This is a genomic window from Leclercia sp. M-A074-M, from assembly GCF_965195605.1.
Lineage (GTDB): Bacteria > Pseudomonadota > Gammaproteobacteria > Enterobacterales > Enterobacteriaceae > Enterobacter.
This window is the reverse complement of record NZ_CBDAHM010000008.1, coordinates 241,242-256,015: the sequence shown is the minus strand read 5'-3', so window position 1 is coordinate 256,015 and position 14,774 is coordinate 241,242. Positions and strand designations below refer to the sequence as shown.

14 protein-coding genes are annotated in these 14,774 nt (G+C 57.1%); 8 read left to right on the top strand and 6 right to left on the bottom strand.

The genetic code is table 11. The annotated features are described in order from the left end of the window. Positions 1–45: 45 nt before the first annotated feature. Complete coding sequence (gene pyk / locus ACOKCT_RS17535) at positions 46–1,488, bottom strand: pyruvate kinase (RefSeq protein ID WP_180209320.1); 1,443 nt, start codon at positions 1,486–1,488, stop codon at positions 46–48. Positions 1,489–1,611: 123 nt separating this feature from the next. Further along, positions 1,612–2,517 carry a MurR/RpiR family transcriptional regulator gene (locus ACOKCT_RS17530; RefSeq protein ID WP_103180056.1) on the bottom strand — a complete coding sequence of 302 codons (906 nt, stop codon included), beginning with the start codon at positions 2,515–2,517 and terminating at the stop codon, positions 1,612–1,614. A 323-nt stretch (positions 2,518–2,840) separates the two neighbouring features. On the opposite strand from ACOKCT_RS17530, the gene zwf reads away from it, so the two are divergent. The 3 genes from zwf (at position 2,841) to ACOKCT_RS17515 (ending at position 7,043) form a co-directional block, all read left to right on the top strand. Next, positions 2,841–4,316, top strand: coding sequence for a glucose-6-phosphate dehydrogenase (zwf, locus tag ACOKCT_RS17525; RefSeq protein WP_103180055.1), 1,476 nt, complete (start codon positions 2,841–2,843; stop codon positions 4,314–4,316). A 234-nt stretch (positions 4,317–4,550) separates the two neighbouring features. After that, positions 4,551–6,362, top strand: coding sequence for a phosphogluconate dehydratase (gene edd / locus ACOKCT_RS17520; RefSeq protein ID WP_103180054.1), 1,812 nt, complete (start codon positions 4,551–4,553; stop codon positions 6,360–6,362). 39 nt (positions 6,363–6,401) lie between these two features. After that, a complete protein-coding gene (locus ACOKCT_RS17515) occupies positions 6,402–7,043 on the top strand; it encodes a bifunctional 4-hydroxy-2-oxoglutarate aldolase/2-dehydro-3-deoxy-phosphogluconate aldolase (protein ID WP_039030817.1) in 642 nt (213 codons plus the stop codon). A 104-nt stretch (positions 7,044–7,147) separates the two neighbouring features. Here the strand turns inward: ACOKCT_RS17515 and purT are convergent, their stop codons facing one another. After that, on the bottom strand, positions 7,148–8,326 hold the full coding sequence (gene purT / locus ACOKCT_RS17510; RefSeq protein WP_420193708.1) for a formate-dependent phosphoribosylglycinamide formyltransferase: 1,179 nt from the start codon (positions 8,324–8,326) through the stop codon (positions 7,148–7,150). A 148-nt stretch (positions 8,327–8,474) separates the two neighbouring features. Between purT and yebF the strand changes: the two genes are divergently transcribed. From yebF to ptrB, 3 genes are all read left to right on the top strand, one after another. Then, positions 8,475–8,822, top strand: coding sequence for a protein YebF (gene yebF / locus ACOKCT_RS17505; RefSeq protein WP_325941140.1), 348 nt, complete (start codon positions 8,475–8,477; stop codon positions 8,820–8,822). A gap of 87 nt (positions 8,823–8,909) precedes the next feature. After that, on the top strand, positions 8,910–9,557 hold the full coding sequence (locus ACOKCT_RS17500; protein WP_214422143.1) for a tellurite resistance TerB family protein: 648 nt from the start codon (positions 8,910–8,912) through the stop codon (positions 9,555–9,557). 90 nt (positions 9,558–9,647) lie between these two features. Beyond that, a complete protein-coding gene (gene ptrB / locus ACOKCT_RS17495) occupies positions 9,648–11,729 on the top strand; it encodes an oligopeptidase B (protein WP_159339513.1) in 2,082 nt (693 codons plus the stop codon). Here ptrB and exoX read toward each other — a convergent pair. From exoX to ACOKCT_RS17480, 3 genes are all read right to left on the bottom strand, one after another. Then, entirely contained in the window at positions 11,711–12,373 is a 663-nt protein-coding gene (gene exoX / locus ACOKCT_RS17490; protein WP_103180049.1) for an exodeoxyribonuclease X, read from the bottom strand. The two genes, ptrB and exoX, sit on opposite strands and share 19 nt — an antisense overlap. A 24-nt stretch (positions 12,374–12,397) precedes the next feature. Then, complete coding sequence (locus ACOKCT_RS17485) at positions 12,398–13,054, bottom strand: nitrilase-related carbon-nitrogen hydrolase (RefSeq protein ID WP_103181103.1); 657 nt, start codon at positions 13,052–13,054, stop codon at positions 12,398–12,400. Between the two features lie 107 nt (positions 13,055–13,161). Further along, the gene (locus ACOKCT_RS17480; protein ID WP_420193707.1) at positions 13,162–13,392 is read right to left on the bottom strand and encodes a DNA polymerase III subunit theta; all 231 of its coding nucleotides are present in this window, start codon (positions 13,390–13,392) and stop codon (positions 13,162–13,164) included. 136 nt (positions 13,393–13,528) lie between these two features. Here ACOKCT_RS17480 and yobA point away from each other — a divergent pair, with 136 nt between their 5' ends. Beyond that, the gene (yobA, locus tag ACOKCT_RS17475) at positions 13,529–13,894 is read left to right on the top strand and encodes a CopC domain-containing protein YobA (protein WP_103180047.1); all 366 of its coding nucleotides are present in this window, start codon (positions 13,529–13,531) and stop codon (positions 13,892–13,894) included. A 1-nt stretch (position 13,895) separates the two neighbouring features. Continuing rightward, complete coding sequence (gene copD / locus ACOKCT_RS17470) at positions 13,896–14,768, top strand: copper homeostasis membrane protein CopD (RefSeq protein WP_263950617.1); 873 nt, start codon at positions 13,896–13,898, stop codon at positions 14,766–14,768. Positions 14,769–14,774: the final 6 nt, after the last annotated feature.

Genomic DNA, 14,774 nt, shown 5'->3' with positions numbered 1-14,774 from the left:
CCTGTAGGCCGGGTAAGCGCAGCGCCACCCGGCGAAACCGTCGGATTATTCGACGGTCATCACGCGGGTGGTGTTGGTCGAGCCGATGGTGCTCATCACATCGCCCTGAGTGACGATAACGATATCGCCGGAGACAAGATAGCCTTTGTCGCGCAGCAGGTTCACGGCGTCGTTCGCCGCGGCCACACCGTCGTTATTGCTGTCGAAGAACACCGGCGTCACGCCGCGATAGAGCGCGGTCAGGTTCAGGGTGCGCTCATGACGGGACATGGCGAAGATCGGCAGGCCGGAGCTGATACGGGAGGTCATCAGCGCAGTACGGCCCGATTCGGTCATGGTGATGATCGCCGTCACGCCCTTCAGGTGGTTCGCCGCGTACATGGCGGACATCGCAATCGCTTCTTCGACGTTGTCGAACTGAATGTCCAGACGGTGTTTAGAAACGTTGATGCTTGGGATCTTCTCTGCACCCAGGCAGACGCGCGCCATTGCAGCCACGGTCTCCGCCGGGTACTGGCCGGCAGCGGTTTCCGCAGAGAGCATCACGGCATCGGTGCCGTCGAGGACGGCGTTCGCCACGTCCATCACTTCCGCACGGGTCGGCATTGGGTTGGTGATCATCGACTCCATCATCTGGGTTGCGGTGATCACGGAGCGGTTAAGCTGACGCGCACGGCGGATCAGCGCTTTCTGGATCCCGACCAGTTCCGGGTCGCCAATCTCAACGCCCAGGTCACCACGGGCAACCATCACCACATCAGACGCCAGGATGATATCGTCCATAGCATCCTGGCTGCAGACCGCTTCAGCACGTTCTACTTTCGCCACGATTTTGGCATCGCAGCCAGCGTCGCGCGCCAGACGGCGGGCATAGTTCAGATCTTCGCCACAGCGCGGGAAGGAGACGGCCAGATAATCCACGCCGATATCCGCGGCGGTGATGATGTCAGCTTTGTCTTTTTCGGTCAGGGCTTCAGCAGAGAGACCGCCGCCCAGCTTGTTGATGCCTTTGTTGTTGGAGAGCGGGCCGCCAACGGTCACTTCGGTGAAGACCTTCATGCCCTGAACTTCGAGCACCTTCAGCTGAACGCGACCATCGTCCAGCAGCAGGATATCGCCCGGCACCACGTCAGCGGGCAGGCCCTTGTAGTCGATGCCCACTTTCTCTTTATCGCCTTCGCCTTTGCTCAGGTTGGCATCCAGCAGGAACTTATCCCCGATATTGAGGAAAACTTTGCCTTCTTTGAAGGTGGATACACGGATTTTTGGACCCTGCAGATCACCGAGGATAGCGACATGACGTCCCAGTTTTGCCGCGATCTCACGGACCTTGTCTGCACGTAATTTATGATCTTCTGGCGTACCGTGAGAGAAGTTCATACGCACGACGTTGGCCCCTGCGGCGATAATTTTCTCAAGGTTATTATCGCGGTCAGTAGCCGGGCCTAAGGTGGTAACGATCTTGGTTCTGCGAAGCCTTCTGGACATGTAATACTCCGTTGTCTAAAACAACCTGGTGTTGCGTGAACGATGATTCGGCACGTTGTCCGTCTTTAATAGCAACAGCAAACTTACCGAATGCCGAAAAAAGTAACAACTTTGTAATTGAAATCAGGGAATGTCACCCTTGATGAACAATTCTTTATCAAAACGCGATTCCTTGAGCGCTTCTTTGACACGCTTCAAGTTATCTCTGAATTTCGCCCCGCGGCGCAGGGTAAAACCGGTCGCCAGCACATCGATGACGGTGAGCTGCGCCAGACGGGACACCATCGGCATGTAGATATCGGTGTCTTCCGGCACGTCGAGCGTGATCGCCAGCGTCGCTTCACGCGCCAGCGGCGTCCCGGTGGAGGTGAGGGCGATCACCATGGCATCGTTTTCACGCGCCAGCTGGGCCAGTTCGACCAGACTTTTGGTGCGGCCAGTATGTGATATCAGCACCACCACGTCATCTTCGTTACAATTCATACAGCTCATGCGTTGCAGCACGATGTCGTCGGAATAGATAACCGGGACGTTAAAGCGAAAAAATTTATTCATCGCATCGTGAGCGACAGCGGCGGAGGAACCGAGGCCAAAGAAAGCAATTTTCTTCGCCTGGGTCAGCAGATCGACAGCGCGGTTAACCGAGGTCATATCCAGCGACTGGCGAACCTGATCCAGCGTCGCCATGGCCGATTCGAAAATTTTGCCCGTATAGGCTTCCACGCTGTCGTCTTCATCGACATTGCGGTTCACATAGGGCGTACCGTTCGCCAGACTTTGCGCCAGATGCAGTTTAAAATCGGGAAATCCGCGCGTCTCCATGCTGCGGCAGAACCGGTTGACGGTCGGTTCACTGACCCCGGACTCCTGTGCCAGGGCGGCAATGCTGGAATGAATGGCCTGAGCGGGCGCGGCGAGAATTACTTCAGCCACTTTTCGCTCGGATTTGCTAAGGTGTTCCAGTTGAAACTGGATTTTTTCCAGCATGTTCATTATTAACACAGCGCTCATCGGTGGAAGCGATTTCATAAATGGGTGAAATCGCGATTCGAATTAGCAAGAATATACGCCTGTGATAGTCCGAAAAGGACAAACCATGGAAAAAATGTTGTTGTTTTTTTTCATTACTTGATCGCTGTCGGATTTTAGCAACGGCGTGACTGAGCAAAGTTTCACCAGTTTCATCGCCCTTACCTTCGCTGCTGCGCGCTCCGGGCGAAATATCGCCGTATCGCACGGGAGGATAAGCGCAAATGGTTTCGGGAATGACGTAAAAGCAGTAGAGTGCATTGTAATAAAATTACAACTATATTCTGGCAAAAGCACCAGGATATCCAACTGAGGAGAATGACATGGCGGTAACGCAAACAGCCCAGGCATGTGACCTGGTCATTTTCGGCGCGAAAGGCGATCTTGCACGCCGTAAATTGCTGCCTTCCCTGTATCAACTGGAAAAAGCGGGTCAAATCCACCCGGAGACCCGCATCCTGGGCGTGGGCCGTGCGGACTGGGATAAAGACGCGTATACCAAAGTCGTGCGCGAAGCCCTGGAAACTTTCATGAAAGAGAAAATCGATGAAAGTTTGTGGGACAAGCTGAGCGGACGTCTCGATTTCTGCAACCTCGACGTTAACGACACGTCGGCATTTGCCAACCTGAGCGCAATGCTCGATCAAAAAAATCGCGTCACCATTAACTACTTTGCCATGCCGCCAAGCACCTTCGGCGCCATCTGCAAAGGGCTGGGTGAAGCGAACCTCAACGCCAAACCTGCGCGCGTGGTGATGGAAAAACCGCTGGGCACCTCCCTTGCCACCTCCCGCGAAATCAACGACCAGGTTGGCGAGTACTTCGAAGAGTGCCAGGTTTACCGTATCGACCACTATCTGGGTAAAGAGACGGTGCTGAACCTGCTGGCGCTGCGCTTTGCGAACTCCCTGTTTGTGAATAACTGGGATAACCGCACCATCGATCACGTTGAGATCACGGTGGCAGAAGAGGTCGGTATTGAAGGGCGCTGGGGTTACTTCGACCAGGCCGGGCAGATGCGCGACATGATCCAGAACCACCTCCTGCAGGTACTCTGTATGATCGCCATGTCTCCGCCGTCGGATCTCACTGCGGACAGCATCCGCGACGCGAAAGTGAAAGTATTGAAGTCACTGCGCCGTATCGACCGCTCCAACGTGCGTGAGAAGACGGTACGCGGCCAGTACACCGCCGGGTTTGCGCAGGGCAAAAAAGTGCCAGGCTATCTGGAAGAAGAGGGCGCGAACAAATCCAGCAACACCGAGACGTTTGTGGCGATCCGCGTGGACATTGATGACTGGCGCTGGGCGGGGGTTCCGTTCTACCTGCGTACCGGTAAACGTCTGCCCGCTAAATGCTCTGAAGTGGTTGTCTATTTCAAAAATCCAGAGCTGAACCTGTTCAAAGAGTCCTGGCAGGAGCTGCCGCAGAACAAACTGACCATCCGTCTGCAGCCGGACGAGGGCGTGGACATTCAGGTGCTGAACAAAGTGCCGGGCCTGGACCACAAACACAACCTCCAGACCACCAAACTGGATCTGAGCTACTCCGAAACCTTCAACCAGACCCATCTGGCGGATGCGTACGAACGTCTGCTGCTGGAAACCATGCGCGGTATCCAGGCGCTGTTCGTCCGTCGTGACGAAGTGGAAGAGGCGTGGAAGTGGGTCGACTCCATCACCGAAGCGTGGGCAGCGGATCAGGATGCACCGAAACCGTATCAGGCGGGCACCTGGGGACCAGTCGCCTCGGTGGCGATGATCACCCGTGATGGCCGTTCCTGGAACGAGTTTGAGTAAGGCGGACCGCTAATCCCTACGGGGTATTTTACCGGTAACATGATCTGGCTCAGGCCAGCGTGCGATTTTTAATCATTTAAGCCCCGGGTGGATTTCCACCCGGGGCTTTTTTTATTACACTGCCAGCAGCGATTTTGCCCCAGGGCTCCGGCAATCAAGCGTTTCAGCGATGTTATCGCCTGCTAAACACTTTGTTAATTCCAGAGCGCGGACAGATAAATGACAGGAGCTTCTATGAATTCGACTTTGTTACGGGTAACACAGCGCATTATTGAGCGTTCGAAACAGACCCGTTCTGCCTACCTTGCGCGCATCCAGCAGGCGAAGTCCGATACGGTCCATCGATCGCAGCTGGCCTGCGGCAACCTGGCGCACGGTTTTGCCGCCTGTAAGCCAGAAGATAAAGCCTCGCTGAAAAGTATGCTGCGTAACAATATCGCGATCATCACCTCCTATAATGACATGCTCTCGGCACACCAGCCATATGAGACCTACCCGGATATCATCCGCAAGGCGCTGCATCAGGCCAACGCGGTAGGCCAGGTAGCGGGGGGCGTGCCCGCCATGTGCGACGGCGTGACTCAAGGGCAAGATGGTATGGAGCTGTCGCTGCTGAGCCGCGAAGTGATCGCCATGTCCACGGCGGTTGGTCTGTCGCATAACATGTTTGACGGCGCGCTCTACCTCGGCGTGTGCGACAAGATTGTCCCGGGCCTGACCATGGCGGCGCTGTCGTTTGGTCATCTGCCTGCGCTGTTTGTGCCGTCAGGCCCAATGGCCAGTGGTCTCGCCAATAAAGAGAAAGTCCGTATTCGTCAGCTTTACGCCGAAGGCAAAGTTGACCGCATGGCGCTGCTGGAATCCGAGGCTGCCTCTTACCATGCCCCGGGGACCTGTACCTTCTACGGCACCGCCAACACTAACCAGATGGTGGTGGAGTTTATGGGGATGCAGCTGCCGGGCTCGTCGTTCGTCCATCCGGATGCTCCGCTGCGCGAAGCGCTGACCGCGGCCGCTGCCCGTCAGGTGACCCGCCTGACCGGTAACGGCAACGAGTGGATGCCGCTCGGTAAAATGGTGGATGAAAAAGTGGTGGTGAACGGTATCGTGGCCCTGCTGGCGACGGGCGGTTCCACTAACCACACCATGCATATGGTGGCGATGGCGCGTGCCGCCGGGATCCAGATCAACTGGGATGATTTCTCCGATCTGTCTGAAGTGGTTCCGCTGTTGACCCGTCTTTACCCGAATGGTCCGGCCGATATCAACCACTTCCAGGCGGCGGGCGGTGTACCGGTGCTGATGCGCGAGCTGCTGAAGGGCGGCTTGCTGCATGAAGATGTCAACACTGTGGCCGGTTTCGGCCTGCAGCGTTACACCCTGGAGCCGTGGCTGAACGAGGGCGAGCTGGACTGGCGTGAAGGGGCCCAGGCCTCGCTGGATGACAGCGTCATCGCCACCTTCGACAAGCCTTTCTCCCACCACGGCGGCACCAAAGTGCTGACCGGCAACCTGGGCCGGGCGGTGATGAAGACCTCCGCGGTGCCGGTGGAAAACCAGATCATTGAAGCCCCGGCAGTGGTTTTCGAAAGCCAGCATGATGTTCTGCCGGCTTTTGAAGCCGGTCTGCTGGACAAAGATTGCGTCGTTGTTGTCCGTCATCAGGGTCCAAAAGCGAACGGAATGCCAGAATTACATAAACTAATGCCGCCACTTGGTGTATTATTGGACCGCTGTTTCAAAATTGCATTAGTTACCGATGGACGCCTCTCCGGTGCATCGGGTAAAGTGCCTTCCGCTATTCATGTCACCCCGGAAGCTTACGACGGTGGACTGCTGGCGAAAGTGTACGATGGCGACATCATCCGCGTTAATGGTCAGACAGGCGAGTTGACCTTACTGGTGGATGAGGCGGTCCTGGCCGCACGTAAGCCGCATATTCCTGACCTGAGCGCATCGCGCGTGGGAACGGGACGCGAAATGTTCAGCGCGTTACGCGAGAACCTCTCGGGTGCAGAACAGGGCGCGACCTGTATTACGTTTTAAGACGACAAGAATTATCGATCTGGCGAGAGAAAAACTCTGATGAAAAACTGGAATACAAGTGCAGAAGCAATCCTGAAAACTGGCCCGGTAGTGCCGGTTATCGTGATCAATAAGCTGGAACACGCAGTCCCGATGGCGAAAGCGCTGGTTGCGGGCGGTGTACGCGTACTGGAAGTCACGCTGCGTACTGCCTGTGCAATGGATGCTATTCGCGCCATCGCCAAAGAAGTGCCGGAAGCGATTATCGGTGCGGGTACCGTACTGAATCCGCAGCAGCTGGCTGAGGTTACCGAAGCCGGTGCGCAGTTCGCCATCAGCCCGGGCCTGACCGAGCCTCTGCTGAAAGCCGCAACCGAAGGCTCCATTCCTCTGATCCCGGGCATCAGCACCGTGTCTGAACTGATGCTGGGTCTGGACTACGGTCTGCAGGAGTTCAAATTCTTCCCGGCGGAAGCGAACGGCGGCACCAAAGCGCTGCAGGCTATCGCAGGTCCGTTCGCGAACGTCCGTTTCTGCCCGACTGGCGGTATCTCTCCGGCGAACTACCGTGACTACCTGGCGCTGAAAAGCGTGCTGTGCATCGGTGGCTCCTGGCTGGTGCCGGCGGATGCCATGGAAGCGGGCGACTGGGATCGCATCACTAAGCTGGCGCGCGAAGCGGTAGAAGGCGCGCAGCAGTAAGATTCAGGTATTGTGCGCGTTTTTTGCCGGGTGGCGGTTTCGCCTTACCCGGCCTACGATAAACGTCAAATGCCATACAAAACGGGCCAATCGGCCCGTTTTTTTTATCCTGCTACCTGCACGCTGGCGGCCGCGGTTTTCGCCCGCTCAACGGCCTCTTCCACGCTGTCGCCCGTCGCCAGCGCCACGCCCAGACGACGCGAGCCGTCAATTTCTGGCTTACCAAACAGACGCAGCTGCAGGCCAGCGCCCACCGCGGCATCGACATTATCGAAAGTGACGTTCTGGCTGGTCAGCTGCGGGAGGATCACCGCCGACGCTGCCGGGCCGTACTGACGCACGCCGCCAACCGGCAGACCAAGGAAAGCGCGAACGTGCAGGGCAAACTCGGAGAGATCCTGCGAAATTAAGGTCACCATACCGGTGTCGTGCGGGCGAGGGGAGACCTCGCTGAAGATGACCTCGTCGCCGCAGACGAACAGCTCCACGCCAAACAGCCCATGGCCGCCCAGCGCCAGCACCACTTTACGGGAGATCTCTTCGGCGCGCGCCCGGGCCAGCGGGCTCATCTGCTGCGGCTGCCAGGATTCACGGTAGTCGCCATCTTCCTGGCGATGACCAATCGGATCGCAGAAGTGGACCCCATCCACGGCGCTGACGGTCAGCAGGGTGATCTCAAAGTCAAACTGCACCACACCCTCGACGATCACGCGTCCGGCTCCGGCGCGCCCTCCCTGTTGGGCGTAATCCCAGGCGTTATCCAGCTGTTCGGCGCTGCGCACAAAGCTCTGTCCTTTACCGGAGGAGCTCATCACCGGTTTAATGATGCACGGGTAGCCAATGTCAGCGACAGCCTGCAAAAAATCATCTTTGCTGTCGGCGAAACGATAGCGTGAGGTGGGCAGGGAGAGCTCTTCCGCCGCCAGACGCCGGATACCCTCCCGATTCATGGTCAGCTTCGCAGCGCGGGCGCAGGGCACCACGCGCTGGCCTTCGGCTTCCAGCGCCAGCAGGGTATCGGTGGCGATGGCTTCGATTTCCGGCACCACGAAGTGCGGTTTTTCTTCATTGATCAGGGCGCGCAGGGCATCGCCGTCGAGCATATTAATGACGTGGGCACGATGCGCAACGTGCATCGCTGGCGCATCGGCATAACGATCGACAGCAATCACTTCGATACCTAAACGCTGGCACTCAATGGCCACCTCTTTACCCAGTTCACCTGAGCCCAGCAGCATCACACGCGTTGCTGCCGGACGCAGCGCAGTTCCTATACGAGTCATAATGATTCCCCTGAAAAAGTTGCGCGCAGTATAAACGAAAACGTTTGCGTCTGTCTTGTGTTGCGAAAATCTGTCGCGCTGACGGAGGGTTATTTGCATCGCGGCATTTTTCGACCATGCTTTTGTTGAACCAAAACAGGAGAGCATGATGAAAAAAACAGGGGTAGCGATAGCACTGCTGGCCGCCAGCCTGACGGCGCAGGCCGCAGAGGAGAAAACCGTGAAATTTCCCACCTGCGAAGGGCAGAATGCCGAAGGTATTGCCGCCAGCGTGAAGCGGGATTATCTGCAAAACCGCATCGTGCGCTGGGCGGACGATCAGAAAACCCTGGGACAGGCCGATCCGGTGGCCTGGATCAACCCTAAGCAGGTGAAAGGCGAGAAAGAGCGCTGGACGGTGCCGCTGACGGTGCGAGGCAAAAACACCGATATCCATTATCAGGTGAAGATCGACTGTAAAGCGGGTAGCGCGCAGTATCAGTCGTCGAAGAGGTGAATTTTCGCTTCTTTTGTCGCCATAGACATTTCCTGACATCCCCTCGCTTACGCTGTGAAATTCATCCACCGTTAAGTGAGGGTAAACATGTCAAACTGGCTGAATCAATTACAGTCTCTGCTCGGGCAGAAAGGGTCGTCATCCGGTGAAGGCCTGAGCAAACTGCTGACGCCGGGTGCGCTTGGCGGCCTGGCCGGATTACTGGTAGCGAATAAATCCTCGCGTAAATTACTGAGCAAATATGGCACCGGCGCGCTGCTTGCCGGGGGCGGTGCCGTTGCCGGTACCGTGCTCTGGAACAAGTACAAAGAGAAGATTCGCAGCGCGCATCAGGGCGAGCCGCAGTTTGGCCAGCAGGCGTCGCCGCTGGACGTGCGCAGCGAAAGGCTGATCCTGGCGCTGGTCTTTGCCGCAAAGAGTGATGGCCACATCGACGATAAAGAGCGGGCGGCCATCGAGCAGCAGTTGCGCGAAGCGGGCGTGGAAGAACAGGGCAGGGCGTTGGTGGCACGTGCTATTGAGGAGCCGCTCGATCCTGCACGTCTGGCCCAGGGGATCCAGAATGAAGAGGAGGCTCTCGAACTTTACTTCCTGAGCTGTGCGGCTATCGATATCGATCACTTTATGGAGCGCAGCTATCTTAATGCGCTGGGCGATGCGCTGAAAATCCCGGCAGACGTGCGGGATGGGATCGAGCAGGATATTCGCCAGCAAAAACAAGCGCTCCCCGGCTAGTTTTTTACGCCTTGCGGAGCCGTTTCGCTTGCATCGTGCGCATGTTTTGCCAACCTTATAGGGTGTTAAACGTAGAAGAATCATAACGCCATGCCACCTAAAGCCCAACGCATACCGCACGCTCTCACCATGCACGGTGATACGCGTATCGACAACTATTACTGGTTGCGCGACGATACCCGCTCCAAGCCGGAGGTGCTGGACTACCTCCACGACGAAAACGATTATGGCCGAAGGATCATGGCGACGCAGCAGGCGCTGCAGGATCGTCTGCTCAGCGAAATGGTTGAGCGTGTCCCGCAGCGTGACGTCTCGGCCCCCTGGAGTCGAAATGGCTATCGTTACCGGCACATTTATGAGCCCGGAAACGAATATGCCATCTACCAGCGCCAGTCGGTACTTTGCGCCGAATGGGAAGAGTGGGAGACGCTGCTGGATGCCAACCAGCGTGCGGCGCACAGCGAGTTTTATACCCTGGGCGGCATGGCGGTATCGCCGGATAACGCCATCATGGCGCTGGCGGAAGATTACCTCTCCCGACGACAGTATGGTTTGCGTTTCCGCAATCTGGAGACCGGCAACTGGTATCCGGAGATGCTCGATAACGTTTCACCCGACTTTATCTGGGCCAACGACTCTGAAACCGTCTACTACATCAAAAAGCACGCCACTACCCTGCATCCTTATCAGGTCTGGCGGCATACGGTCGGTACTTCATCGAGAAGTGATGAACTGGTATATGAGGAGAAAGACGAAACCTTTTACGTCAGCCTGCATAAAACCACCTCCAAACACTATGTGATTATTTTTCTCGCCAGCGCCACCACTACTGAGGTGCTGCTGCTGGATGCCGAGCTGCCGGACGCTCAGCCGCTGTGCTTTATGCCGCGTCGCAAGGATCATGAGTACAGCCTCGATCACTTCCAGCACACCTTCTATTTGCGCTCCAACCGGGAGGGGAAAAACTTTGGCCTCTACAAGACCAAGGTACGAGATGAACGCAAATGGGAAGTGCTGATCCCGCCGCGGGATCAGGTGATGCTTGAAGGCTTCACCCTCTTTACCGACTGGCTGGTGGTTGAAGAGCGCCAGCGCGGGCTCACCAGCCTGCGGCAAATCAACCGTAAAACCCGCGAAGTGATTGGCATCGCCTTTGACGACCCCGCCTATGTCACCTGGATTGGCTATAACCCCGAGCCGGAAACGTCGCGCCTGCGTTACGGTTACTCCTCCATGACCACCCCGGACACCCTGTTTGAACTGGACATGGACACCGGGCAGCGCCGGGTGCTGAAGCAGGCTGAGGTGAAAGGGTTTAACGCCGATCTTTATCGCAGCGAGCACGTATGGATTGTCGCCCGCGACGGCACCGAAGTGCCCGTCTCACTGGTCTATCACAAGCACCATTTTCGCAAAGGTAAAAACCCGATCCTCATCTACGGCTATGGCTCGTATGGCTCCAGTATTGACGCGGATTTCAGCGGTAGCCGCCTGAGCCTGCTCGACCGGGGGTTTGTCTTCGCCATCGCCCATATCCGCGGCGGCGGCGAGCTGGGGCAAAAATGGTACGAAGATGGCAAATTCCTGAAAAAGAAAAACACCTTCAATGACTACCTGGATGTCTGCGAGGGACTGCTGGAGCTGGGCTATGGCGATCGCAAACAGTGCTTTGCCATGGGCGGCAGCGCGGGCGGCATGCTGATGGGCACCGTGATTAACGAACGTCCAGGACTCTTTAAAGGGGTGATAGCGCAGGTGCCCTTTGTGGATGTCCTGACCACCATGCTGGACGAATCTATCCCGCTGACCATTGGCGAATATGAAGAGTGGGGCAACCCGCAGGATGAGACCTACTATCGCTACATGAAAGGTTACAGCCCCTACGATAACGTTGGCGCGAAAGCCTATCCTCACATGCTGGTTACCACCGGTTTACATGACTCCCAGGTTCAGTACTGGGAGCCAGCGAAGTGGGTGGCGAAGCTGCGGGAAATGAAGACCGACAATAATTTACTGCTGCTCTGCACCGATATGGATGCCGGGCACGGCGGGAAATCCGGTCGCTTCAAATCCTACGAAGGGGTGGCCCTGGAGTATGCCTTTCTGGTTGGCCTGGCCCAGGAGACGTTAACCAGCCAGGCGGCAGAGGTCGATCAGGATCCGCCCAGATAGTGCTTCAGCGTCAGACGCAGCTCGGGACTCATCCTGTCGAGGTTATTGTACAGCCAACGGAGATAGCCCGGATCCTTGTCTGCCACTTCCGCCACCGCTTTGCCGCGGTATTTGCCGAAGGTAAAGGTGGTCAGCAGCGCCGGGCGTCCGGTGATGTCGGCCATCTCATCCGGCGTCCAGCCGGTGGTGTTCATGATATCGATCAGCAACGCGGCGGTGATGTAGCAGTCATACAGGGCCCGGTGGTGGTGCAGCCCTTCCGGCGTCCGGACGCTCAGTTTGCGCGATTTGTAGAGCGCCATATTGCTGTATTTAATGCCCGGCCATAAGCGCCGCGCCAGCTTCATGGTGCAGATCCACTCCCCGGGCATCTCGGGCAGTACACGGCGATCGAAGCTGGCATTGTGCGCCACATACCAGGCGCTCCCGTGGTACTGCGGGATCACCTCTTCAATCCAGGGTTTATCGGCGACCATCGCCTCGGTGATGCGGTGGATAGCCATCGCCTGCGGGCTGATGGGGCGATCCGGACGTACCAGATGGCTGCGTGGATTGACGATCTGCCCGTTCACAACGTCGACAGATGCCACTTCCACAATCCCCCCCTGCAGGTCACAGGTTTCGGTGTCGATGACACGTAGCATGGCTCTCTCCTGGCCGTAAAAGGCTTAGCGTAATGGAATGATATCACCTTGCCAACCCTGCTCAACAAAGCGCCCGGTCAATAATAGCTCACCCCGATCGGCGCGGACGATTAATTGCCCACGGGCATCCCACAGCGCGCTCCCGCCATCACGGTTCGCCATCAATACGGCGATAGCATAGCGATGGGCAAAACGCTGTAGCTGGGAAAAGGTGGCTGACCAGCCTGTTTCACTTACCGCCATGCCGCGGGTAAACAGGGCGGCATCGGGAGCGATATTGGGCAAATCGGGGTGAGAATCAACGATACTCAGGCCACCATGCCTGCTCTCCAGGCAGGCCCCTGCGCCATGGGGATAAAGGGCAGCATCAGGCTGGTCCGGGGTAAACCAGGCCAGGCCAGGCTGGCGCTCTCCCCTCACTTCTACGGTCGTTCCGGCAATCACCGAGACGTTATGGGCGCAGGCGGCATCAACAAGCGGCGCCAGCTGATGGCTGTCGGGCGGAGCAGGAAGCTGGCCATCGGGCAGGGCAGGGCCCGTTAAAGAGAGCTCCGGGAAAAGCACTAAATTGCACTCAAGCTTCGAGGCGGCGGAGATAAAACGCAGGTGATGCGCGATGTGTTCATCAACGCGGTGATGGTTCAGGCGGTACTGTGCGGCAGCAATATTCCAGTGAGACATCGTGATTTCCTTATACACCGAGTCGCAGAGATTCATAAAGTCCATGAATATAACATGGATTTCTATCCTGGCATAAACGGTGTAAGGAAATGTAACGCTGGTTAAGCTTACTTAACTTTTGGCTCCCACGGCAGGTGTGAGAGGTTGACGGAGTTTAATCGATGGGCAATCAGGCGCTCCCGAAACCAGTCACGCAGGTGCGACGGTTGCTCACGCTCCACCACTTCGGCGATCACCGGCATGTTATAGCGCTCTTTGAACGCCACACCTGCGGCCGCCAAATCAACATTCACTTTGTCCATCTCCTCCTGGGGGAGGGTGGCGAGATTAATATGCATTACCGTCTCCTTCATTTGCGGGCCAACGTTACCCAAACGGCGGGGCGTTGACAAGCCCGGGCAGGATGATCCTCGACTGGACCATTATACAGCGTTATCCTCTGGTAATCAGGCATAACAAAAAGGAATATATGTGATGACTAAACACCTTACCTGCACCCTGACGTTGCTGCTGGCGACGCTCACGACACCCATTGTTTTTGCTCATGCTCATTTACAGCATCAATATCCCGCGGCAGACGCTGCTGTAGATGCGGCGCCTCAGGCGTTGACCCTGAACTTCTCCGAGGGGATCGAACCCCGTTTTAGCGGCGTCACCCTCACCGATGATAAACAGCAGCCCGTCGCACTCGGGGCGGTAAAACGCAACGAGAAAGACCCGACCCAGCTGATCGTGCCGATGACCTCTTCACTGACGGCGGGTACTTATCAGGTGAAGTGGCATGTGGTCTCCGTAGATGGTCATAAGACCGAGGGCAGCTATCGTTTTAGCGTGAAGTAAGATGCTGGCGTTCTGCTACGTTACGCTGCGCTTCGCGCATTTTGCTGCCCTGATGGTGCTGTTTGGCAATGCCCTGTACTGTGCATGGCTGGCGCCCGTTGCGCTGCGGCGGCTGATGGTGCGTCGCTTTCGCGGCCAGCAAAAAAAGATCGCGTTTATCAGCCTGCTCGCGGCGCTGATGATGCTGGCGCTACAGGGCGGCATGATGGGTAACGGCTGGCCAGATGTGGTCAGCCCATCTATCTGGCAGGCGGTACTCACGACCCATTTTGGACGGATCTGGTTATGGCAGATGATCCTGGCCCTGATTACACTCTGGGTCGCCTGGATGCAGCCGGGAAAAACCATGCTGCTGATGCTGTTCTTTACCGCTGCGCAGTTTTTCCTGCTGGCAGGAACCGGGCATGCGGCGTTGCATGATGGGATAACGGGCCTGATGCAGCGCAGCAACCATGGCCTGCATCTTTTATGTGCCGCAGGCTGGCTGGGGGGCCTGCTGCCGCTGCTGTTTTGCCTGCGCCTGTCCCGTGGACGCTGGCGGCGAGCCGCCGTTCACACCATGATGCGCTTCTCGCGCTACGGGCATCTGGCGGTGGCGGGGGTGATCCTCACCGGAATGGCAAATATTGTACTGATCCAGGGGTGGGTGCTGCCGTGGCACTCGGCCTGGGGGAAAATGCTGTTGGTGAAATGTGCGCTGGTGGTAATGATGGTGGTAATTGCCCTGGTGAATCGGTATGTTCTGGTGCCGCGGTTTCGTTCTGGCGACGGACGCGAGCAACGCTATTTTATCAGGATGACGCAGAGTGAGGTTGTGCTGGGGGCGCTGGTGCTGGCGGCAGTCAGCCTGTTCGCGACCTGGGAACCCTTCTGACGAGGT

Excerpts from the sequence above, each read along its gene's own strand:
- ACOKCT_RS17485 (WP_103181103.1), bottom strand. The coding sequence starts at position 13,054 with ATGTCTCACTGGAATATTGCTGCCGCACAGTACCGCCTGAACCATCAC.
- edd (WP_103180054.1), top strand. The coding sequence starts at position 4,551 with ATGAATTCGACTTTGTTACGGGTAACACAGCGCATTATTGAGCGTTCG.
- ptrB (WP_159339513.1), top strand. The coding sequence starts at position 9,648 with ATGCCACCTAAAGCCCAACGCATACCGCACGCTCTCACCATGCACGGT.
- ACOKCT_RS17515 (WP_039030817.1), top strand. The coding sequence starts at position 6,402 with ATGAAAAACTGGAATACAAGTGCAGAAGCAATCCTGAAAACTGGCCCG.
- purT (WP_420193708.1), bottom strand. The coding sequence starts at position 8,326 with ATGACTCGTATAGGAACTGCGCTGCGTCCGGCAGCAACGCGTGTGATG.
- ACOKCT_RS17480 (WP_420193707.1), bottom strand. The coding sequence starts at position 13,392 with ATGCATATTAATCTCGCCACCCTCCCCCAGGAGGAGATGGACAAAGTG.
- copD (WP_263950617.1), top strand. The coding sequence starts at position 13,896 with ATGCTGGCGTTCTGCTACGTTACGCTGCGCTTCGCGCATTTTGCTGCC.
- pyk (WP_180209320.1), bottom strand. The coding sequence starts at position 1,488 with ATGTCCAGAAGGCTTCGCAGAACCAAGATCGTTACCACCTTAGGCCCG.
- ACOKCT_RS17530 (WP_103180056.1), bottom strand. The coding sequence starts at position 2,517 with ATGAAATCGCTTCCACCGATGAGCGCTGTGTTAATAATGAACATGCTG.
- zwf (WP_103180055.1), top strand. The coding sequence starts at position 2,841 with ATGGCGGTAACGCAAACAGCCCAGGCATGTGACCTGGTCATTTTCGGC.
- ACOKCT_RS17500 (WP_214422143.1), top strand. The coding sequence starts at position 8,910 with ATGTCAAACTGGCTGAATCAATTACAGTCTCTGCTCGGGCAGAAAGGG.
- yebF (WP_325941140.1), top strand. The coding sequence starts at position 8,475 with ATGAAAAAAACAGGGGTAGCGATAGCACTGCTGGCCGCCAGCCTGACG.
- yobA (WP_103180047.1), top strand. The coding sequence starts at position 13,529 with ATGACTAAACACCTTACCTGCACCCTGACGTTGCTGCTGGCGACGCTC.
- exoX (WP_103180049.1), bottom strand. The coding sequence starts at position 12,373 with ATGCTACGTGTCATCGACACCGAAACCTGTGACCTGCAGGGGGGGATT.